Annotated in this window: 18 protein-coding genes; 12 read left to right on the top strand and 6 right to left on the bottom strand. The window is 66.0% G+C overall.

Going from position 1 to position 18981, the window contains the following annotated elements; translation table 11 throughout:
• Nucleotides 1-98 precede the first annotated feature (98 nt).
• Together FG99_RS13630 and gbcA are read right to left on the bottom strand one after the other, a co-directional pair.
• Nucleotides 99-1076, bottom strand: coding sequence for a dipeptidase (locus FG99_RS13630; protein ID WP_043270261.1), 978 nt, complete (start codon nucleotides 1074-1076; stop codon nucleotides 99-101).
• Between the two features lie 702 nt (nucleotides 1077-1778).
• The gene (gene gbcA, locus FG99_RS13625) at nucleotides 1779-3068 is read right to left on the bottom strand and encodes a glycine-betaine demethylase subunit GbcA (protein ID WP_043270258.1); all 1290 of its coding nucleotides are present in this window, start codon (nucleotides 3066-3068) and stop codon (nucleotides 1779-1781) included.
• A gap of 447 nt (nucleotides 3069-3515) precedes the next feature.
• Here gbcA and gbcB point away from each other — a divergent pair, with 447 nt between their 5' ends.
• From gbcB to FG99_RS13605, 4 genes are all read left to right on the top strand, one after another.
• Complete coding sequence (gbcB, locus tag FG99_RS13620) at nucleotides 3516-4619, top strand: glycine-betaine demethylase subunit GbcB (protein WP_009614271.1); 1104 nt, start codon at nucleotides 3516-3518, stop codon at nucleotides 4617-4619.
• Nucleotides 4620-4918: 299 nt separating this feature from the next.
• Entirely contained in the window at nucleotides 4919-6205 is a 1287-nt protein-coding gene (locus tag FG99_RS13615) for an NAD(P)/FAD-dependent oxidoreductase (RefSeq protein ID WP_043270256.1), read from the top strand.
• 60 nt (nucleotides 6206-6265) lie between these two features.
• Nucleotides 6266-7048, top strand: coding sequence for an NYN domain-containing protein (locus tag FG99_RS13610; RefSeq protein WP_009614275.1), 783 nt, complete (start codon nucleotides 6266-6268; stop codon nucleotides 7046-7048).
• A 64-nt stretch (nucleotides 7049-7112) separates the two neighbouring features.
• Nucleotides 7113-7433, top strand: a complete 321-nt coding sequence (locus tag FG99_RS13605) for a DUF2845 domain-containing protein (protein WP_043270254.1) — start codon at nucleotides 7113-7115, stop codon at nucleotides 7431-7433.
• 203 nt (nucleotides 7434-7636) lie between these two features.
• Here the strand turns inward: FG99_RS13605 and FG99_RS13600 are convergent, their stop codons facing one another.
• On the bottom strand, nucleotides 7637-7930 hold the full coding sequence (locus FG99_RS13600; RefSeq protein WP_043270252.1) for a helix-turn-helix domain-containing protein: 294 nt from the start codon (nucleotides 7928-7930) through the stop codon (nucleotides 7637-7639).
• A 601-nt stretch (nucleotides 7931-8531) separates the two neighbouring features.
• Here FG99_RS13600 and FG99_RS13595 point away from each other — a divergent pair.
• Both FG99_RS13595 and FG99_RS13590 read left to right on the top strand, forming a co-directional pair.
• On the top strand, nucleotides 8532-8981 hold the full coding sequence (locus FG99_RS13595) for a BRO-N domain-containing protein (protein WP_043270250.1): 450 nt from the start codon (nucleotides 8532-8534) through the stop codon (nucleotides 8979-8981).
• 126 nt (nucleotides 8982-9107) lie between these two features.
• On the top strand, nucleotides 9108-9635 hold the full coding sequence (locus FG99_RS13590) for an REP-associated tyrosine transposase (protein ID WP_043270248.1): 528 nt from the start codon (nucleotides 9108-9110) through the stop codon (nucleotides 9633-9635).
• A 152-nt stretch (nucleotides 9636-9787) separates the two neighbouring features.
• Here the strand turns inward: FG99_RS13590 and FG99_RS13585 are convergent, their stop codons facing one another.
• The 3 genes from FG99_RS13585 to FG99_RS13575 form a co-directional block, all read right to left on the bottom strand.
• Complete coding sequence (locus FG99_RS13585) at nucleotides 9788-11284, bottom strand: CoA-acylating methylmalonate-semialdehyde dehydrogenase (RefSeq protein ID WP_043270246.1); 1497 nt, start codon at nucleotides 11282-11284, stop codon at nucleotides 9788-9790.
• 176 nt (nucleotides 11285-11460) lie between these two features.
• On the bottom strand, nucleotides 11461-11754 hold the full coding sequence (locus FG99_RS13580; protein ID WP_009614286.1) for a cupin domain-containing protein: 294 nt from the start codon (nucleotides 11752-11754) through the stop codon (nucleotides 11461-11463).
• Complete coding sequence (locus tag FG99_RS13575) at nucleotides 11755-13101, bottom strand: omega-aminotransferase AptA (protein WP_043270244.1); 1347 nt, start codon at nucleotides 13099-13101, stop codon at nucleotides 11755-11757.
• Between the two features lie 137 nt (nucleotides 13102-13238).
• Between FG99_RS13575 and FG99_RS13570 the strand changes: the two genes are divergently transcribed.
• The 6 genes from FG99_RS13570 (at nucleotide 13239) to argE (ending at nucleotide 18965) form a co-directional block, all read left to right on the top strand.
• Complete coding sequence (locus FG99_RS13570; RefSeq protein WP_009614289.1) at nucleotides 13239-14159, top strand: LysR family transcriptional regulator; 921 nt, start codon at nucleotides 13239-13241, stop codon at nucleotides 14157-14159.
• A gap of 204 nt (nucleotides 14160-14363) precedes the next feature.
• Entirely contained in the window at nucleotides 14364-15053 is a 690-nt protein-coding gene (locus tag FG99_RS13565; RefSeq protein ID WP_043270242.1) for an NYN domain-containing protein, read from the top strand.
• Between the two features lie 235 nt (nucleotides 15054-15288).
• Nucleotides 15289-16638, top strand: a complete 1350-nt coding sequence (locus tag FG99_RS13560) for a flavin-containing monooxygenase (protein WP_051878814.1) — start codon at nucleotides 15289-15291, stop codon at nucleotides 16636-16638.
• Between the two features lie 3 nt (nucleotides 16639-16641).
• Nucleotides 16642-17064: a RidA family protein gene (locus FG99_RS13555; protein ID WP_043270240.1), complete on the top strand. Its 423-nt coding sequence runs from the start codon at nucleotides 16642-16644 to the stop codon at nucleotides 17062-17064.
• A gap of 10 nt (nucleotides 17065-17074) precedes the next feature.
• Nucleotides 17075-17749, top strand: coding sequence for a DUF1028 domain-containing protein (locus FG99_RS13550; RefSeq protein ID WP_009614292.1), 675 nt, complete (start codon nucleotides 17075-17077; stop codon nucleotides 17747-17749).
• Nucleotides 17750-17813: 64 nt separating this feature from the next.
• The gene (gene argE / locus FG99_RS13545) at nucleotides 17814-18965 is read left to right on the top strand and encodes an acetylornithine deacetylase (protein ID WP_043270238.1); all 1152 of its coding nucleotides are present in this window, start codon (nucleotides 17814-17816) and stop codon (nucleotides 18963-18965) included.
• Nucleotides 18966-18981: the final 16 nt, after the last annotated feature.

Below are 18981 nucleotides of genomic sequence, written 5' to 3'. Positions count from 1 at the left end.
TTCTCGGAATCCGGTTGATGATCTTGGCCGGCAGGGTGCCGGCATGGTGGGTATCGCTGCGCGTCACCCACCCTACGAAGGAAGTCGGCGGCCCGGGCTTACTCGCCCCAGACGTCCGCCAGGACGCGCACCCAGTTCTCGCCCATGACCTTGCGCACCACGCGCTCGGGCATGCCGCGCTTGAGCAGGGTCTCGGTGAGGTTGGGGAACTCGCCCACGGTGCGGATGCCCAGCGGGTTGATGATGGTGCCGAAGCGCGTCAGGCGGCGGGCGTAGCCCTTGTCGTGGGTCAGGTACTCGAAGAAGTCCTGGCCATGGCCCTGGGTGAAGTCGGTGCCGATGCCGATGGCGTCCTCGCCGACGATGTTCATCACGTACTCGATGGCCTCGGCGTAGTCGTCGATGGTGGCATCCACGCCCTTGGCCAGGAACGGCGTGAACATGGTCACGCCGACGAAGCCGCCATGGTCGGCGATGAACTTCAGTTCCTCGTCGGACTTGTTGCGCGGGTGCTCTTTCAGGCCCGAGGGCAGGCAGTGGGAGTAGCAGACCGGCTTTTTCGATTCGAGGATGACTTCCTCGCTGGTCTTGCTGCCGACGTGGGACAGGTCGCACATCACGCCAACGCGGTTCATCTCGGCGACGATCTCGCGGCCGAAGCCGGAGAGCCCGCCGTCGCGCTCGTAGCAGCCGGTGCCGACCAGGTTCTGGGTGTTGTAGCACATCTGCACGATGCCCACGCCCAGCTGCTTGAACACCTCGACGTAGCCGATCTGGTCCTCGAACGCGTGGGCGTTCTGGAAGCCGTAGAGGATGCCGGTCTTGCCCAGCTCCTTGGCGCGGCGGATGTCGGCGGTGCTGCGCACCGGGATGACCAGGTCGGCGTTCTCGCGGATCAGCTTGTTGCTGGCGACGATGTTGTTCACCGTGGCCTGGAAGCCCTCCCACACGGACACGGTGCAGTTCGCGGCGGTCAGGCCGCCCTTGCGCATGTCCTCGAAGAGTTCGCGGTTCCACTTAGCGATGATCAGGCCATCGATGACGATGCTGTCGGCGTGAAGTTCGGCTGGGCTCATCTGGCGTCTCTCTATATCAGGCAAGGCTTGTCGGGCTTGGCGCGCCGGGGCTTGTGCCGGCGCTTTGGGGGCAGCATATCCCCGGGTGGCGGGGCGGCCCGGTTCGAAAACGACCAGGGTCGTACCGAAAGCGTCAAGCCGGCGACATGCGCGACACCGAAGGCGTCGCGGGTGGGCATATGGGTATGAGGGGGGCGGTTTAGAGAGCTTGGGGGAATGAGGGGGGAAGGCTTTTCGTGGGACGATGGCTTTTCGTAGGAGCGAGCTTGCTCGCGAATGGAGTTTGCCGGAAGGAATTGGCGCAGGATGAAAGAGCGCCCTCTCCCTAACCCTCTCCCTGAAGGGAGAGGGGACCGTTGGGCAGGGCTGGGTGTTCTGGAGTCAGCCGGCAGCTCCGTCGGTTTCCGGCTGAAACCATCACTTCTCTCGGCACGGCCTAGCCCCCTCTCCCTTCAGGGAGAGGGCTGGGGAGAGGGAGCGGAGTCAACCCAACACACCAGAGCCGCCGGGGAGCACTGTTCGCGAGCAAGCTCGCTCCTACGAAAAGCGCCGAACCCTCAACGATTCCGCCAGCAAGCCACCAGGTTCCACACCATCAACCCGCCAACGACCACCGAACTGCCATAGAACAGCAGACTATCCACGCTCTCCCCTCCGAAATGCAGGCGCCCCCAGTGAAGGGGGCGCCGGGTGGACCTGGGCTTACTCGTGGGCGACCAGCCGCGCGTGGGCGGACTCTTCGCCGAGGTTGTTGAGCATGCGCTCGCTGTACCAGTCGAGGAAGTTGATCACGCCGAACTCGTAGGTCTTGGAGTACGGGCCCGGCTGGTAGGCGGTGGAGTTGATGCCGCGCTGGTTTTCCTCGGCCAGGCGGCGGTCCTGGTCGTTGGTGGCGTCCCACACTTCGCGCAGGCGCTGCACGTCGTAGTCCACGCCTTCCACCGCGTCCTTGTGCACCAGCCACTTGGTGGTGACGACGGTTTCCTGCGCGCTGATCGGCCACACGGTGAAGACGATCAGGTGGTCGCCCATGCAGTGGTTCCAGGAATGCGGCAGGTGGAGGATGCGCATCGAGCCCAGGTCCGGGTTCTTGATGCGGCCCATCAGCTTCTTGCTGCCCTGCTTGCCGTCCATGGTCATGGACACGGTACCGTCGAGCAGCGGCATGCGCACGATGCGGTTGCGCAGGCCGAAGCTGGCATGGGCGTAGGGGATCTTCTCCTCGTCCCAGGCCTTGGTGCAGGCGGCCACCTGGTCCTTGAACGCCTGGCTGGCGCGCGGGTCGGTGACGTCGTCCCACTCCAGCAGGGTCTTCAGCAGCTCCGGGTGCGAGCCGTTGCAGTGGTAGCACTCGCGGTTGTTCTCGAGCACCAGCTTCCAGTTGGCCGCTTCGCGGATGGTGGTCTGCACGGCGACCTTGGTGTTCTCCATGTCGTACGGCTCCATGTAGTGCTCGAGCGTACGCAGGAAGTCGTCGATGGCCGGCGGGTTCTCGGCCAGGGAAATGAAGATGTAGCCGCCGGCGGTCTTCACGTTCACAGGCTTGAGGCTGTAGTCCTTCATGTCGAAGTCGGCGCCCATCTCGGTGCCGGCGAACAGCAGGCGGCCGTCCAGCTCGTAGGTCCACTGGTGGTAGGGGCACACCAGCTTGGCCACCTTGCCCTTGTCGCTCACGCACAGGCGCGAGCCGCGGTGGCGGCAGACGTTGTGGAAGGCGTGGATCTTGCCCTCGGCGCCGCGCAGCACGATGACCGGGTTGTCGCCGATCTGCAGGGTGAGGAAGTTGCCCTTGGCGGGGATTTCGCAGGTCATGCCGGCGATCAGCCATTCCTTCTGGAAGATCTCCTGCATGTCGAGCTTGAACAGGCGCTCGTCGTTGTAGAACGGCTGCGGCAGCGAGAAGGCATGGTCGCGGGTGCGCAGCATCTCGGCGGTGGCCTTGCGGGCCGGTTCCAGCGGATCGCCCAGACTCAGGGTGGTAGTGACGTCCATCGGTTGGTCCTCATGCCGCGCCGGGGATCGGCGGCGGCGAAATTGGGTGGCTGATACGGTTCGACGCTACGCAAGGTGGCGTTCACGGCCTTCGGCACTCCGGTGGCTCCGGAATCCCGCCCTGCCGATGGGCGGGGCCCGCGGCGGCGGGCGTGAAGGTCAGGCGCTCTGGTGGATTACCTTCGTTTCGGCTGGGGGCAGTGTGCGTCCGGGCCTTTGCGGTGCCTTATCCATGGGCGACACGACCGCATCCGTTTCCGACCTGGCAGCCCCCGCCCCAGGCGGCAGGTCGCGATAAGCATGCAAATGTCGCTGGCAGGTAAGTGAGGGGCACGGGGCGTGCGCACAATCGGCCCCATCAGGCATGCCGAAAAGGCCGGGGCGAGCGTCCCCGCCCGGCGCTGCCCCATTCGGCCGGGAAACGGCCTGCGTGCGCGGAGAGACACCATGTCGACGAGCAACTTCCTCAACCCGGTGAACACCCAGACTTGGACCAACGGCCGCCACCTGGTGCGCTGCGTCAAGGCCATCCAGGAGACCTGGGACGTACGCACCTTCTGCTTCATGGCCGACCAGCCGATCCTGTTCTTCTTCAAGCCCGGGCAGTTCGTTACCCTGGAGCTGGAGATCGACGGCCAGCCGATCATGCGCTCCTACACCATCTCCAGCTCGCCCTCGGTGCCCTACAGCTTCTCCATCACCATCAAGCGGGTGCCCGGCGGCAAGGTTTCCAACTGGCTGCACGACAACCTCAAGGAAGGCGACGTCGTCCCGGTGCACGGCCCGGTGGGCAACTTCAACGCCATCGACTTCCCCACCGACAAGGCGCTGTTCCTCTCCGGCGGCGTCGGCATCACCCCGGTGATGTCCATGGCGCGCTGGTTCTTCGACACCAACGGCTCGGTGGACATGGTGTTCGTGCACAGCGCGCGCACGCCGAAAGACATCATCTACCACCGCGAGCTGGACCACATGGCCTCGCGCATCGCCAACTTCAAGGTCCACCTGATCTGCGAGAAGTACGAGATGGGCGAGGCCTGGGCCGGCTACCGCGGCTTCCTGAACAAGGCCATGCTGCAGCTGATAGCGCCGGACTTCCTCGAGCGCGAAGTCTTCTGCTGCGGCCCCACGCCCTACATGCACGCGATCAAGCGCCTGCTCGAAGCCGAAGGCTACGACATGTCGCGCTACCACGAGGAAGCCTTCGGCCCGACGCCGCCGGAAGTCCGCGAGGAAGTGAAGGAGCTGGCCGCCGAAGCCGCCGAAGCCCCGGAAATCCCCGCCGCCGACCTGAACAACGTGGAATTCTGCGAAACCGGCAAGAGCATCCGCGTGGGCCCCGGCGAAACCGTCCATGCCGCCGCCGCCAAGCTCGGCCTGCATATCCCCAAGGCCTGCGGCATGGGCATCTGCGGCACCTGCAAGGTGATGAAGCGCTCGGGCGAAGTGGAGATGGAGCACAACGGCGGCATTACCGACGAGGATGTGGCCGAGGGCTACATCCTGTCGTGCTGCAGCGTGCCGAAGGGGGATGTGGTGATTGAGTATTGAGTGCGCTCGGGTAGGCCGCGGTGCGATGGTTCGACCTCGCTCCCTCTCCCTGAAGGGAGAGGGGACCGTTCGACGTGTTTTGATATTTCAGCGTTAGCCGGCTTGTACCGAGCCGCCGGCTGACACCAAATCCTTTCTCGGCACGGCCAAGCCCCCTCTCCCTTCAGGGAGAGGGCTGGGGAGAGGGCGCTCTACCCCAAACTCCAGTCCCCCAAGGAATCCCAACCCGAAGATTTTTCAATTGCCCTCCCCGACCCAAGGCTAAACACTCGTTCAACAGCTCAAGGGACGAGTCCGCCATGCCCGCCTTCACCCAGACCTACTACGAAGCCACCTCCGCAAAGCCGACCTACCCCACCCAGACCGGCCGCCTCGACACCCGCGTGTGCATCCTCGGCGGCGGCCTGGCCGGCCTCAACACCGCCCTGGGCCTGGCCGAACGCGGCATCACCGACGTGGCGCTGCTGGAATCGCACTATGTGGGCCACGGCGCCTCGGGGCGCAACGGCGGCTTCGTCTTCGGCGGCTACAGCCTGGGCAACGCCGACCTGCTCGCCACCCTCGGCGCCGAGCAGGCGCGGCGGCTCTACCACCTGACCCTCGAAGCGGTGGACCTGATCCGCCAACGCGCGCGCCAGTACGCCATCGACTGCGACCTGGTGGACCAGGGCGTGATCCTCGCCAACTGGTTCAACGACCCCTCGCGCCTGGAAAAGCCCCGGCGCCTGATGAAGGAAGCCTATGGCGTGGACTGGGAACCCATCGCCCCCGGCGCACTCCGCGAACAGCTCAAGACCGACCGCTACTTCGGCGGCCTGCTGGAACGCAACGCCTTCCACTTCCACCCGCTGAAATACGTGCGCGGCGTGGCCCGCGCCGCCGCCGGCCTGGGCGTACGCATCCACGAAGGCTCGCCAGCCCTGGCCATCGAAAAACTCGACGGCCGCTTCGTCGTGCGCACCGCCGGTGGCGAAGTGCACGCCGAACAGGTGGTGTTCTGCGGCGGCGGCTACGCCCGCGGCGTGTACCGTCCCATCGAACGCGCAGTGCTGCCCATCGCCACCTACGTCATCGCCACCGAGCCCCTGGGCGAGCGCCTGCAGGACGCCATCGCCTGCCAGGCCGCGGTCTACGACACCCGTTTCGCCTTCGACTACTACCGCCCGCTGGCCGACAGCCGCATCCTCTGGGGTGGGCGCATCTCCATCCTCGACCGCGGCCCGGAGGCCATCGCCGCCCTGCTCAAACGCGACCTGACGCTGGTTTATCCACAGCTGGCCGAGGTGAAGGTGGACTACTCCTGGGGCGGCCTGATGAGCTACGGTCGCCACCAGATGGCGCAGATCGGCCAGGACGAAGCCGGCATCTGGCACGCCATCGGCTTCGGCGGCCACGGCATGGCGCCGACCACCGTGGCCGGCGAAGTGCTCGCCGACGCCATCAGCGGCGCCAGGGCGGTGCCGCCCGGCTTCGCCCGCTTCGGCCTGACCCACGCCTTCGGCCTCGCCGGCCTGCTCGCCGCCCAGGCCACCTACAGCGCCTACGAGGCCCGCGACGCCTTCGACAGCCGCCGTCTCAACGGCTAGGGCTGGTGCCCGGAGCGCTGCCGGTCTAAGGTCGATGCAAATTTCCAGATCGGAGCCCCCATGGCAATCAAGACCACCCCCAACCGCCAGCAGACGCACCTGGCCGTACTGATCGACGCCGACAACGCCCCCGCCGCCATCGTCGAAGGCCTGTTCGAGGAAATCGCCAAGTACGGCGTGGCCAGCGTCAAGCGCATCTACGGCGACTGGACGCAGCCGCAACTGGGCAAGTGGAAGCAGGTGCTGCTCGACCACTCCATCCAGCCGATCCAGCAGTTCGCCTACACCAAGGGCAAGAACGCCACCGACAGCGCGCTGATCATCGACGCCATGGACCTGCTCTACACCCGCCGCTTCGACGGCTTCTGCCTGGTCTCCAGCGACAGCGACTTCACCCGCCTGGCCGCCCGCCTGCGCGAGGAAGGCCTGATGGTCTACGGCTTCGGCGAAAGCAAGACGCCCGACCCCTTCGTGCGCGCCTGCGACAAGTTCATCTACACCGAAATCCTCCGCGCCGACCCGGTGACCCCGGCCGAACCTACCGAAACCGGCCAGCCCCAGGAACCCAAGGCCCCCGCCGCCAAGCCCAAGCCCCAGCGCGTGCCGCTGGACTTCATCGCCAAGGTGCTCGACGACATCGCCGACGACGAGGAAGACTGGGTGCAGCTAGGCGCCCTCGGCCAGAACATCAGCAAACTGCGCCCCGCCTTCGACCCGCGGCTGTACGGCTTCAAGAAACTCAGCGACCTGATCAAGGGCCACCCCAAGCGCTTCGAACTCCAGGCCCGCGGCGGCAGCAACAGCGGCGGCAAGGACCTGTACGCGCGCAACGTGCGCAAGTGAGCCGCGTCAAAGGCCCGGGCCGGAGCGAGCCGGTATGCTAGGGCGGTCATCGAGGAGGAAAACCATGACCGCCCTACCCCACAGCCTCTTCGCCGCCCTGCTGCTAGGCCTGACCCTGAGCACCAGCGCCCAGGCCTCGACGCTGCGCTGCGGCACGCAGTTGATCAACGAAGGCGACAAGATGGACGCGGTGCTGGAAAAGTGCGGCGCGCCGGCAAAACGCGAAGTCTTCCCGCCGGCCCCACCCCGCCGCGGCCCGGACGGCAAATTCATCCCCGGCGGCGCCACCATCGAAGTCTGGACCTATCTCCCACAGAACGGCGCCACCCGCGTACTGCGCTTCCGCGAAGGCATCCTGATGCTGATCGGCACCGAGTTCCGCTGAACCCCACTGCTTTCCGCTCTTCGTAGGAGCGAGCTTGCTCGCGAACCGCGCGTCCCGGCGACTCCGGCGCCAAACCAACCCCCGCCCCTCTCCCTAACCCTCTCCCTGAAGGGAGAGGGGACCGTTCGGAGTGCGCTGATGTTTCGGCGTTAGCCGGCTTGTGCCGAGTACCCGGCTGACACCAAATCCTTTCTCGGCACGGCCTAGCCCCCACTCCCTAGCCCACAATCACCCTTCTGGATAAGCCGCTGCAGATGATATCGCGTGGGCTCCGCATAGTGCTCCGGCACCTCAACGGACAACTCCAGCCCCAGCTCCCGCAGCACCTGAAACAGCTTCCCCCACTGCACGCTCTCCGCACCTCGCTCGACCTTACCGAGGAAATTCTCGCTAACCCCGATGCTGCCGGCAGCATCGTCCTGACGCAGACTCATGGCCTTGCGGCTTGCTCGCACCAGCAGCCCTAGAGTGGCAGGCGAATCAATTTTAACCTTCACGGCGGAATCCTCACGTTCTTGAGGATTCAGGGAGGTGGAGTGACTGGGTATTCGTTAATCCTCAAGCTCATGAGGATTTTCACGATTGAGCAGGAAGAGACAGCCGGGCCATTCCGATGCCTCCGTAGGAGTCCACCCGAGATGCATCCCGGATGCCATGTGTCAGACGAACCTACGTACCTCCAAGCAGCTTCGGACTGCCCCCTCTCCCTTCAGGGAGAGGGCTGGGGAGAGGGAACGGACTCCACCCAAAAACCGACACTGCCGGCGAGCACCATTCGCGAGCAAGCTCGCTCCTACACCCACATCGGAAATATCGCCGTATCCCGGCCAAGGGCCGCTGCCTATCCTGCCCCGGTCACGGCCAGTCCGTGACTTGGGTTTGGCGACCCAATCACTAGCAGGCGCGTAATGCCAAAGGGAGTGCTCTTGCAGCGCCCACAAGCTCGCAGATTCTCTGCAATGCTCGATGGCAGATCGCGCGGGGAGACCTTCGGGTCTGCCGGGTCCTGTTAGCCGGTTCGCCAACCCCGCGTGGTCTGCCGCCCTACGCTTGGCGACGTGGGGTGGCAGCTCTCTTGATGGATAACAGGAGCTAGCAATGCACGACGCATACACCCCCACCTTCTTCATCCGCCACGGTCGCCCCCTGCGCGCGGTCATGATCGACAACCAGCCCTGGTTCGCCTCCTACGACCTCGCCCGCCTCCTGGGCATCCGCCGTCCCCACACCTTCCAGCACCGCGTCCTGCCCCACGAAACCCGGCGCATCCACCTGCTGTACGAAAGCGGCAGCGAAGAGGCCATCGACGTCCTCAACGAGGCCGCGCTCTACAAGGCCCTGGTGCGCTTCGGCAGCCCGGAAAGCCAGCACCTGGATACCTGGCTGACACGTGAAGTCATCCCCAGCCTGCGCGACCAGTCCGTGCCGGATGGCCAGGCGCCAAGACGGGTGATGATGAGCTGGCAGGCGCGGCGGGTGATGTTGCTGGAGTGGCAGGGCGCGCTCTGGGTGCCCTTCGAGGAGATGCCGCGGCTGCTCGCCGATTGATGGGTATCGCTGCGCTCCACCCATCCTACGGGGGTATCAGCACGCTCCGGCATCGACGCCTGGCACGGACCCGTAGGATGGCGTTGAGCGCAGCGATACCCATCACCCCAAGGCCAAGGACGCGCCATGACTACTTACCGCCGTGACCGAACCCCAGGCGCCACCTGGTTCTTCACCCTGGCACTGCACGACCGCCGATCCCGCCTGCTGGTCGAGCACATCGGCCCGCTCCGCGAGGCCTTCCGTTACGTCGCCGAACGGCATCCCTGGGCAATCGACGCCATCGTCATCCTCCCCAACCATCTGCATGCCCTGTGCACCCTGCCCGAGGGCGACAACGACTATGCCCTGCGCTGGCGGCTCATGAAGGCGCACTTCTCCAGGGCCCTGCCGCGCGGCGAAGCGCGCTCGCCAAGCCGCGCCAGCAAAGGCGAGCGCGGCATCTGGCAGCGCCGCTACTGGGAGCACCGCATCCGCGATGAGCAGGACTTTTCACGGCACGTCGATTACATCCATTTCAATCCGTGCAAGCACGGGCACGTGCAGCGGGCGGTCGATTGGCCGTGGTCGTCGTTTCATCGTTATGTGCGCGATGGGGTGTTGCCGGTGGATTGGGCGGGAGGTAATGGGGAGGTCGAGCGGGCCGGGGAGTGAGGGAAATGATGGGTATCGCTTCGCTCAACGCCATCCTACGAACACCGATCCCTGAGGCCCCGTAGGATGGGTTGAGCGAAGCGATACCCATCAAGCCCCGTAAACGAAAAAGGCCGGTCAATCGACCGGCCTTTCCCTTACCTCATGCCACCTCAGCTATTGCTGGGGAAAGCGAACTGCGCCGCCTCGTGGCTCTTGCGCTGCGGCCAGCGCTGGGTGATGGCCTTGCGCTTGGTGTAGAAGCGCACGCCGTCCGGGCCGTAGGCGTGGAGGTCGCCGAACAGGGAGCGCTTCCAGCCGCCGAAGCTGTGGTAGGCCACCGGGACCGGCAGCGGGACGTTGACGCCGACCATGCCCACTTCGATCTCGTCGCAGAACAGGCGGGCGGCTTCGCCGTCGCGGGTGAAGATGCAGGTGCCGTTGCCGTATTCGTGGTCGTTGATCAGCTGCATGGCTTCTTCCAGGCTGTTCACGCGGACGATGCACAGGACCGGGCCGAAGATCTCTTCCTTGTAGATGGTCATTTCCGGGGTCACGCGGTCGAACAGGGTGCCGCCGAGGAAGAAGCCGTTCTCATGGCCGGCGACCTTGTAGCCGCGGCCGTCCACTACCAGCTCGGCGCCCTGGGCCACGCCGGTGTCGATGTAGCCGGTGACCTTGTCGCGGGCAGCGCCGGTGACCAGCGGGCCCATGTCCAGGCCGCAGGAGGTGCCGGCGCCGATCTTCAGGCCTTTGATCTGCGGAACCAGCTTCTGCACCAGGGCATCGGCGATCTGGTCGCCCACGCACACGGCTACCGAGATGGCCATGCAGCGCTCGCCGCAGGAACCGTAGGCGGCGCCCATCAGCGCGCTGACGGCGTTGTCCAGGTCGGCGTCGGGCATCAGCACGGCGTGGTTCTTGGCGCCGCCCAGGGCCTGCACGCGCTTGCCGCGCTTGGTGCCTTCGCTGTAGATGTACTCGGCGATCGGGGTCGAGCCAACGAAGCTCAGGGCCTTCACTTCCGGGGCTTCGATCAGCGCGTCCACCGCGCCCTTGTCGCCGTGCACCACGTTCAGCACGCCCTTGGGCAGGCCGGCTTCGTGGAACAGTTCGGCGATCAGCAGGGTGGAACTGGGGTCGCGCTCGGACGGCTTGAGGATGAAGGTGTTGCCGCAGGCGATGGCCAGCGGGTACATCCACAGCGGGACCATGGCCGGGAAGTTGAACGGGGTGATGCCGGCGACCACGCCGATGGGCTGGAAGTCGCTCCAGGCGTCGATGTTCGGGCCGACGTTGCGGCTGTATTCGCCCTTGAGGATTTCCGGGGCGGCGGTGGCGTATTCGACGTTCTCGATGCCGCGCTTGAGTTCACCGGCGGCGTCTTCGATGGTCTTGCCGTGTTCTTCGCTGATCAGTTTGACGATGCGCTCTTCGTTGGCTTCGAGCAGTTGCTTGAAGCGGAACAGCACCTGGGCGCGCTTGGCCGGCGGGGTGTTGCGCCAGGCCGGGAAGGCGGCCTTGGCGGCGTCGATGGCCTGCTGCATGGTTTCGCGGTCGGCCAGCGGGACCTTGCGCACGGCCTCGCCGGTGGACGGGTTGAAGACGTCGGCGGTGCGGCCGGTGTCGGCGATCAGCTCGCCGCCGATCAGGTGCTTGATGAGGGTCATCGTCTTGTCTCTTCTCGCTGAGTGGGGTTTGGAGGAGGAGCGTAAGAGCCCCTCTCCCTAACCCTCTCCCTGAAGGGAGAGGGGATTGTTCGGTGTGTTGGGTGGGCCGCGAGGCTCGCCGGGACGGCCAGGGTAAGCCCGGCCGAACCGGCATGCCTACGCGCGGGCCCGCGGGCTCAGTGTTGCTTGAGCTCGATCTCGATGAAGGCCACTTCGTGGTCGCACGGGTTGATCACGTTGTGCTCGGTGCCGATCTGGCGGGTGTAGCTCTGGCCCAGGACCAGCGGCGCGCGCCGCTCGCCTTCGGGAGTTTCCAGCAGCAGTTCGCCGCCGGTCACCGGGACTACCACGTACTCCATGCCGTGGCGGTGCCAGCCGGTCTCCGCTCCCGGGGCGAAGCGCCACTCGGTGACCAGGACCTTGTCGTTGTCGATCTGCACCGTCGGTACGGCCTTGGGACGCTCGCTCACTTACGCCACCCCGTTGAGGGCTTCGCCGACCGCGTCGAACAGGCGGTCGAGGTCTTCGGGCTTGGCGTTGAAGGTCGGCCCGAACTGCAGGGTGTCGCCGCCGAAGCGCACGTAGAAGCCTTCCTTCCACAGCTTCATGCTGGCTTCGAACGGGCGGACGATGGCGTCGCCGTCGCGGGCGGCGATCTGGATGGCGCCGGCCAGGCCGCAGTTGCGGATGTCGATGACGTTCTTCGTGCCCTTGAGGCCGTGCAGGGCCTTCTCGAAGTGCGGCGCCAGTTCGGCGGACTGCTGGATCAGGTTTTCCTTCTGCAGCAGGTCCAGCGCGGCGATGCCGGCGGCGCAGGCGACCGGGTGCGCGGAGTAGGTGTAGCCATGGCCGAACTCCACCGCGTATTCCGGCAGGTTCTGGTTCATGAAGGTGTCGTAGATTTCGCTGCTGGCGATCACCGCGCCCATGGGCACGGCGCCGTTGGTGACCTGCTTGGCGACGTTCATGATGTCCGGGGTCACGCCGAAGTATTCGGCGCCGGTGGCCTTGCCCATGCGGCCGAAGGCGGTGATGACTTCGTCGAAGATCAGCAGGATGTCGTTGGCGTCGCAGATTTCCCGCAGGCGCTGCAGGTAGCCCTTCGGCGGCACGATCACGCCGGCGGAGCCGGACATCGGCTCGACGATCACCGCGGCGATGTTGGAGGCGTCGTGCAGCTCGATCAGCTTCAGCAGTTCGTTGGCCAGCTCGACGCCGCCGGTCTCGGCCGCACCCTTGGTAAAGGCCATGCCCGGCTGCAGGGTGTGCGGCAGGTGGTCGACGTCCATCAGCGGGCCGAACATCTTGCGGTTGCCGCCGATGCCGCCCAGGGAGGTGCCGGCGACGTTCACGCCGTGGTAGCCACGGGCGCGGCCGATCAGCTTGGTCTTCTGCGCCTGGCCTTTGATGCGCCAGTAGGCGCGGGCCATCTTGATCGAGGTGTCGGCGCACTCGGAACCGGAGCCGGTGAAGAACACGTGGTCGAGGGTGCCGGGGGTCATCTGGGCGATCTTCTCGGCCAGCTGGAAGGACAGCGGGTGGCCGTACTGGAAGCCCGGGGAGTAGTCGAGGGTGCCAATCTGCTTGGCCACCGCGTCGGCGATTTCCTTGCGCGAGTGACCGGCGCCGCAGGTCCACAGGCCGGACAGGCTGTCGTAGATGCGCCGGCCCTTGTCGTCCACCAGCCAGCTGCCCTCGGCGGCCACGATGATGCGCGGGTCCTTGTGGAAGTTGCGGTTGGCGCTGAAGGGCATCCAGTGGGCCTTCAGGTTCAGGTCGGCGGCGGCCGACGGCGCTACGTTCACTTGCTGGTTCATGGAGCTCGTCCTCGACGACTGTCTTGTTGGGCGCGCAGGCCGCGTCACGCCTGCTGCGATGGCTCAAGATTGGGCCTGACTTAACGTGAGTTAAAGCCTATTCTTCTCACGTTCAGTTTCGATTCGGTAAAACAAAAATGGCGAAAACCCGCAGCCCGTCCCTGGGCCAGGTCAGCGATTTCGAAATACGCCTGCTGCGCATCTTCAAGACCATAGTCGAGTGCGGCAGCTTTTCCGCCGCGGAAAGCACCCTGGGCATCAGCCGCTCGGCCATCAGCCTGCACATGGGCGACCTGGAGAAGCGCCTGGGCATGCGCCTGTGCCAGCGCGGCCGCGCCGGCTTCGCCCTGACCGACGAGGGCCGCGAGGTGTACCGCGCCACCCAGTCGCTGCTGGCGGCGCTGGAGGGCTTCCGCGCCGAGGTCAACGAGCTGCACCAGCACCTGCGCGGCGAGTTGAACATCGGCATCATCAACAACCTGGTGACCCTGCCGCAGATGCGCATCACCCACGCCCTGCGTGCGCTCAAGGCGAGCGGCCCGGGGGTGCGCATCAACATCGGCATGACCACGCCCAACGAGATCGAGTTGGGCGTGCTCGATGGGCGCCTGCATATAGGCGTGGTGCCGCTCATCAGCCCGCTGTCGGGGCTGGAGTATTCGCCGCTGTACGACGAACGGTCGCTGCTGTTCTGCAGCCGCGAGCACCCGCTGTTCGAGCGCGAGGACGCGGGCATCACGGTGGCGGAAATCCACGCCTGCGATGCGGTGGCGCCCAGCTACCGCATCCCCGCCGAGGCCCAGGAGCGCCACCAGGAGCTGAACGCCAGCGCCAACGCCTCGGACCGCGAGGGCATGGCCTTCCTGATCCTCACCGGCAGCTACATCGGCTACCTGCCCGACCACTACGCCGCCGACTGGGTGGCCCAGGGCCGCATGCGCGCGCTGCGCCCGGAGCGCTTCCACTACGACATCCCGCTGACGGTGGTTACGCGCAAGGGACGGCGGCCGAACCTGGTGCTGGAGCGGTTTCTGGAGGCGGTGGCGGAGAGCCGGTAGGCCTGGCAATGTACGAAACGGCCTAGCCACGACAGGCAGGTCCTAGGTATTTTTTGTCAACTGAATTCGGTTGACATCAGATCCACGCCTCCCTAGCATCCTTTTTACGACTCAACCCCGTACGCAGCGATTCAGTTCGCTGGCCGTTGGGGTGAAGAAACCGGCCCACTGGCCGGTTTTTTCGTTTCTAGGGATTGGAAATTCGTGAGAACAGCCTTCTTCGTCGACGGCTATAACCTCTTCTATGGCCTGCTTGCCGGCACCGCATTCAAGTGGCTCGACCTTCCTGGTCTGCTCGAGCATGTGCTGCGAGTACAGGATCCCGTTGCCCGGATGGTGGCGGTCAATTACTTCACCGCAGGGGTGAAGCCGGACCTGGCATCACGCGGCGTCCTTTCCAAACAGGCGCAGGACACCTACATCCGTGCCCTGAAAGTCCGTGGTGTGGAGGTCTTCGTCGGGCGGCACCGCCTGGAGCCCGGGCGAGCGCCACGGTTCATCGACAGAAAAACACCCGCGTCCCGGGCGGACCAGGTCGATATCTGGCAATTGGAAGAAAAGGAAACCGACGTCCATCTGGCCATCAGCATGTACCGCCTGGCGGCGCGGCAGACCAGTTCCGCAGCAGAAGAGCGAATCGAGCAGATAGTTCTGGTGTCGGCCGATACGGACATGACGCCGGCCCTGCGGGCCTTACGGGAGGATTTTCCGCAATTGCGGATAGGCGTGATCCTTCCTCACCGCGAAGGCATCAAGCGTGAGCCCCCTGGATCGCTCCTTGAGTATGCGCACTGGACGCGTCGCATCATCACGACCGAAGAATTGCGAGCGCACCAATTTCCTCGCCGGGTGCCAACGCGTAAGCGCCCGGCCTGCAAACCGGATTACTGGTAACCCAAGCGCATACCACATCACCCCATACGTTTTATCTTCCCTGCCACGCAAAAACCTATACCCCTTCCCCGCCGCCCCGCGCGGCCCGTGGCTCGCGGGCCCACAGCTTTTCCCTAGCCTGCGACTACAAAAATCATAATTTCGCTAATGCCCGGGTCTGAACAGAATGCGGCCAACACGCGGTGGACAGTCGCGACCGCAGAACAACAACGATCAGAGTCCGAGGAGTCACCCCATGGCCGATCCGAACCAGACCGCCTTCGGCAAGCCCGCCGGCAAATCGCTCGATGGCATTGAAACCGACACCCTCGTGGTGGGCGCCGGGCAGGCCGGCGTGGCCATGAGCGAGCACCTGACCGCCCAGGGCGTGCCGCACATCGTGCTGGAGAAGAGCCGCATCGCCGAAGCCTGGCGCACCGGCCGCTGGGATTCGCTGGTGGCCAACGGCCCGGCCTGGCACGACCGCTTCCCGAACATGGAATTCTCCGTCGGCCCCGACGAGTTCCCGCACAAGGAGCAGGTGGCGGACTACTTCGTCGCCTACGCCAAGCAGTTCAACGCGCCCATCCGCACCGGCGTGGAAGTGAAGAAGGTGACCCGCAACGAAGGCCGCCCCGGCTTCACCGTGGAAACCTCCGAAGGCACCCTGCAGGCGCTGCGCATCGTCTCCGCCACCGGCCCGTTCCAGCGCCCGGTGATTCCGGCCATCGCGCCGAAGGACGAGCGTATCCAGCAGATCCACTCGGCCCAGTACTACAACCCGCAGCAGCTGCCCGAAGGCGCCGTGCTGGTGGTGGGCGCCGGTTCCTCCGGCGTGCAGATCGCCGACGAGCTGAACCGCGCCGGCAAGCGGGTGTTCCTCTCGGTGGGCGCCCATGACCGCCCGCCGCGCTCCTACCGCAACCGCGACTTCGTCTGGTGGCTGGGCGTGCTCGGCCTGTGGGACGCCGAGGAAGTGCAGCCCGGCCGCGAGCACGTGACCATCGCCGTGAGCGGCGCCCGTGGCGGCGAGACCATCGACTTCCGCCGCCTGGCCAACGAGGGCATCACCCTGGTCGGCCTGACCAAGGCTTTTGCCGACGGCAAGGTGAGCTTCCAGGAAGACCTGGTGAAGAACCTGCAGGCCGGCGACCAGAACTACCTCGACCTGCTGGACGCCGCCGACGCCTACATCGAACGCAACGGCCTGGACCTGCCGGAAGAGCCGGAAGCGCGCCGCGTCTACCCGGACGCCGAGTGCATCCGCAACCCGATCCTGGAACTGGACCTGGCCGCCGCCGGCATCACCTCGATCATCTGGGCCACCGGCTACGCCGTGGACTTCGACTGGCTGCAGGTGGACGCCTTCGACGACAAGGGCAAGCCCAAGCACCAGCGCGGCGTGTCGCGCGAGCCGGGCGTGTACTTCGTCGGCCTGCCGTGGCTGTCGCGCCGGGGCTCGTCGTTCATCTGGGGCGTGTGGCACGACGCCAAGCACATCGCCGGGCACATCGCCACGCAACGCAAATACGTCGAATACCAGGACGCCTCGCAGCGCGAGGCCTCCGCCGAATCGCAAGCCAAAAAAGCCGCTTCCTGGGAGTAAGTGATGCCTACCCACACCCGCATCCGCATGTTCAACACCAAGGACACCTACCCGAACCAGTCCCTGGACAACGACCTCTGCCAGGCCGTGCGCGCCGGCAACACCGTATACGTGCGCGGCCAGGTCGGCACCGACTTCAACGGCAACCTGGTGGGCCTGGGCGACCCGGCGGCGCAGGCCGAGCAGGCGATGAAGAACGTCAAGCAACTGCTGGAAGAAGCCGGCAGCGACCTGTCGCACATCGTCAAGACCACCACCTACATCATCGATCCGCGCTACCGCGAGCCGGTCTACCAGGTGGTCGGCAAGTGGCTCAAGGGCGTGTTCCCGATCTCCACCGGCCTGGTGGTCTCGGCCCTGGGCCAGCCGCAGTGGCTGATGGAGATCGACGTGATCGCGGTGATTCCGGACGACTGGGAACAATAAGGAGCGGCCCATGACCTTCTCCATCGTCGGCCGTTGCGCCGAAACCGGCCAGTTGGGCATCGCCATCAGCTCGTCGAGCATCGCCGTCGGCGCGCGTTGCCCCTGGGTGCGCGCCGGCGTCGGCGCGGTGGCCACGCAGAACGTGACCCTGCCGGCCCTGGGCCCGCAGATCCTCGACCGCCTGGAAGCGGGCCTGGCGCCGGCAGCCGCGCTGGACCAGGCGCTGTCCAGCAACGGCTACAGCGAGTACCGCCAGGTGACGGTGATCGACCAGCACGGCCAGGTGGCGCTGTTCACCGGCAGCGAGGCGCTGGGCGTGAACCACGCGGTGGCCGGAGAGAACTGCGTGGCGGCGGGCAACCTGCTGTCGTCCACCGCGGTGATCGAAGCCATGACCAAAGCCTTCGAGGCGGCCGATGGCTGCCTGGCCGAACGCCTGCTGGCGGCGATGCAGGCGGCCATGGCCGCCGGCGGCGAAGCCGGGCCGGTGCATTCGGCGGCGCTGAAGGTGGTGGGCGACCTGGTCTGGCCGATGGTGGACCTGCGCGTGGACTGGGCCGACGAGGCGCCGATCGACGAACTGGAAAAACTCTGGGTAGCCTACAAGCCGCAGATGCAGGACTACATCACCCGCGCGCTGGACCCGACCAAGGCGCCGAGCTACGGCGTGCCCGGCGACGAGTAAGCGCATCGACGCCAATCGATGGGTTACGCCGCTTCGCGGCTAACCCATCCTACGGAGACATTGCATGCTTTCCAGCCGTGACATCCTCGCCAGGCTGATCGCCTTCGACACCGTCAGCCGCAATTCCAACCTGGCGCTGATCAAGTACATCCAGGACTACCTGGCCGGCCTGGGCGTGGACAGCGAGCTGTTCTTCGACGAGGCCGGCGGCAAGGCCAACCTGTTCGCCACCCTCGGCCCGCGCGACCGCGGCGGCGTGTGCCTGTCCGGGCATACCGACGTGGTGCCGGTGGACGGCCAGAACTGGAGCGTCCCGCCCTTCGAGCTGAGCGAGAACGACGGCCGCCTGTACGGCCGCGGCACGGCCGACATGAAGGGCTACATCGCCTGCGTGCTGGCCGCCGTGCCGGCCTTCCTCGCCCAGCCTTTGCGCGTGCCGCTGCACCTGGCCTTCTCCTACGACGAGGAGGTCGGCTGCCTGGGCGTGCGCTCGCTGCTGGCGGACCTTGCGCGCCGCGAGCACAAGCCGATCGCCTGCATCATCGGCGAGCCCACCGAGCTCAAGCCGGTGCTCGGCCACAAGGGCAAGCTGGCCATGCGCTGCCAGGTGCACGGCGCGGCCTGCCACTCGGCCTACGCCCCGCAGGGGGTGAACGCCATCGAATACGCGGCGAAGCTGATCAACCGCCTGGGCGAGATCGGCACCCGCCTGGCCGCGCCGGAGCGCCACGACCCGCGCTTCGACCCACCCTACTCCACGGTGCAGACCGGGGTGATCGGCGGCGGCCGCGCGCTGAACATAGTCCCGGCCGAATGCCAGTTCGACTTCGAAGTGCGCGCCCTGCCCAGCGACGACCCGCAGCAGGTCGCCGAGCAGCTGCGCGACTATGCCGAGACCGAGTTGCTGCCGAGGATGCGTGCGGTGAAGGCTGAGGCGGATATTCGCTTCAGCGAGCTGTCGGCCTATCCGGCGCTGGCTACCGATCCGCAGAGCGAGGTGGCGCAGTTGCTGGCGCGGCTCAGTGGTTCGGATGAGTTTTCCACGGTGGCTTTTGGCACCGAGGGGGGGTTGTTCGATCAGGCGGGCATTCCGACGGTGGTGTGCGGGCCGGGGAGCATGGATCAGGGGCATAAGCCGGATGAGTTCGTGAGTGAGGAGCAGTTGGCGGCTTGTGATGGGATGTTGGGGCGGTTGGTGGAGTGGATGAGGGCTTGATTGGTGTCTTGCTGGG

The organism is Pseudomonas sp. AAC, assembly GCF_000725445.1.
GTDB classification, from domain to species: Bacteria; Pseudomonadota; Gammaproteobacteria; order Pseudomonadales; family Pseudomonadaceae; genus Pseudomonas; species Pseudomonas citronellolis.
The sequence above is the reverse complement of the archived record's forward strand: the minus strand, read 5'-3'. Positions and strand labels throughout refer to the sequence as shown.

What these genes read in the sequence shown, in the direction of transcription:
- FG99_RS13630 (WP_043270261.1), bottom strand. Translation starts at nt 1,076, where the DNA reads ATGAGCCCAGCCGAACTTCACGCCGACAGCATCGTCATCGATGGCCTG.
- gbcA (WP_043270258.1), bottom strand. Translation starts at nt 3,068, where the DNA reads ATGGACGTCACTACCACCCTGAGTCTGGGCGATCCGCTGGAACCGGCC.
- gbcB (WP_009614271.1), top strand. Translation starts at nt 3,516, where the DNA reads ATGTCGACGAGCAACTTCCTCAACCCGGTGAACACCCAGACTTGGACC.
- FG99_RS13615 (WP_043270256.1), top strand. Translation starts at nt 4,919, where the DNA reads ATGCCCGCCTTCACCCAGACCTACTACGAAGCCACCTCCGCAAAGCCG.
- FG99_RS13610 (WP_009614275.1), top strand. Translation starts at nt 6,266, where the DNA reads ATGGCAATCAAGACCACCCCCAACCGCCAGCAGACGCACCTGGCCGTA.
- FG99_RS13605 (WP_043270254.1), top strand. Translation starts at nt 7,113, where the DNA reads ATGACCGCCCTACCCCACAGCCTCTTCGCCGCCCTGCTGCTAGGCCTG.
- FG99_RS13595 (WP_043270250.1), top strand. Translation starts at nt 8,532, where the DNA reads ATGCACGACGCATACACCCCCACCTTCTTCATCCGCCACGGTCGCCCC.
- FG99_RS13590 (WP_043270248.1), top strand. Translation starts at nt 9,108, where the DNA reads ATGACTACTTACCGCCGTGACCGAACCCCAGGCGCCACCTGGTTCTTC.
- FG99_RS13585 (WP_043270246.1), bottom strand. Translation starts at nt 11,284, where the DNA reads ATGACCCTCATCAAGCACCTGATCGGCGGCGAGCTGATCGCCGACACC.
- FG99_RS13575 (WP_043270244.1), bottom strand. Translation starts at nt 13,101, where the DNA reads ATGAACCAGCAAGTGAACGTAGCGCCGTCGGCCGCCGCCGACCTGAAC.
- FG99_RS13570 (WP_009614289.1), top strand. Translation starts at nt 13,239, where the DNA reads ATGGCGAAAACCCGCAGCCCGTCCCTGGGCCAGGTCAGCGATTTCGAA.
- FG99_RS13560 (WP_051878814.1), top strand. Translation starts at nt 15,289, where the DNA reads ATGGCCGATCCGAACCAGACCGCCTTCGGCAAGCCCGCCGGCAAATCG.
- FG99_RS13555 (WP_043270240.1), top strand. Translation starts at nt 16,642, where the DNA reads ATGCCTACCCACACCCGCATCCGCATGTTCAACACCAAGGACACCTAC.
- FG99_RS13550 (WP_009614292.1), top strand. Translation starts at nt 17,075, where the DNA reads ATGACCTTCTCCATCGTCGGCCGTTGCGCCGAAACCGGCCAGTTGGGC.
- argE (WP_043270238.1), top strand. Translation starts at nt 17,814, where the DNA reads ATGCTTTCCAGCCGTGACATCCTCGCCAGGCTGATCGCCTTCGACACC.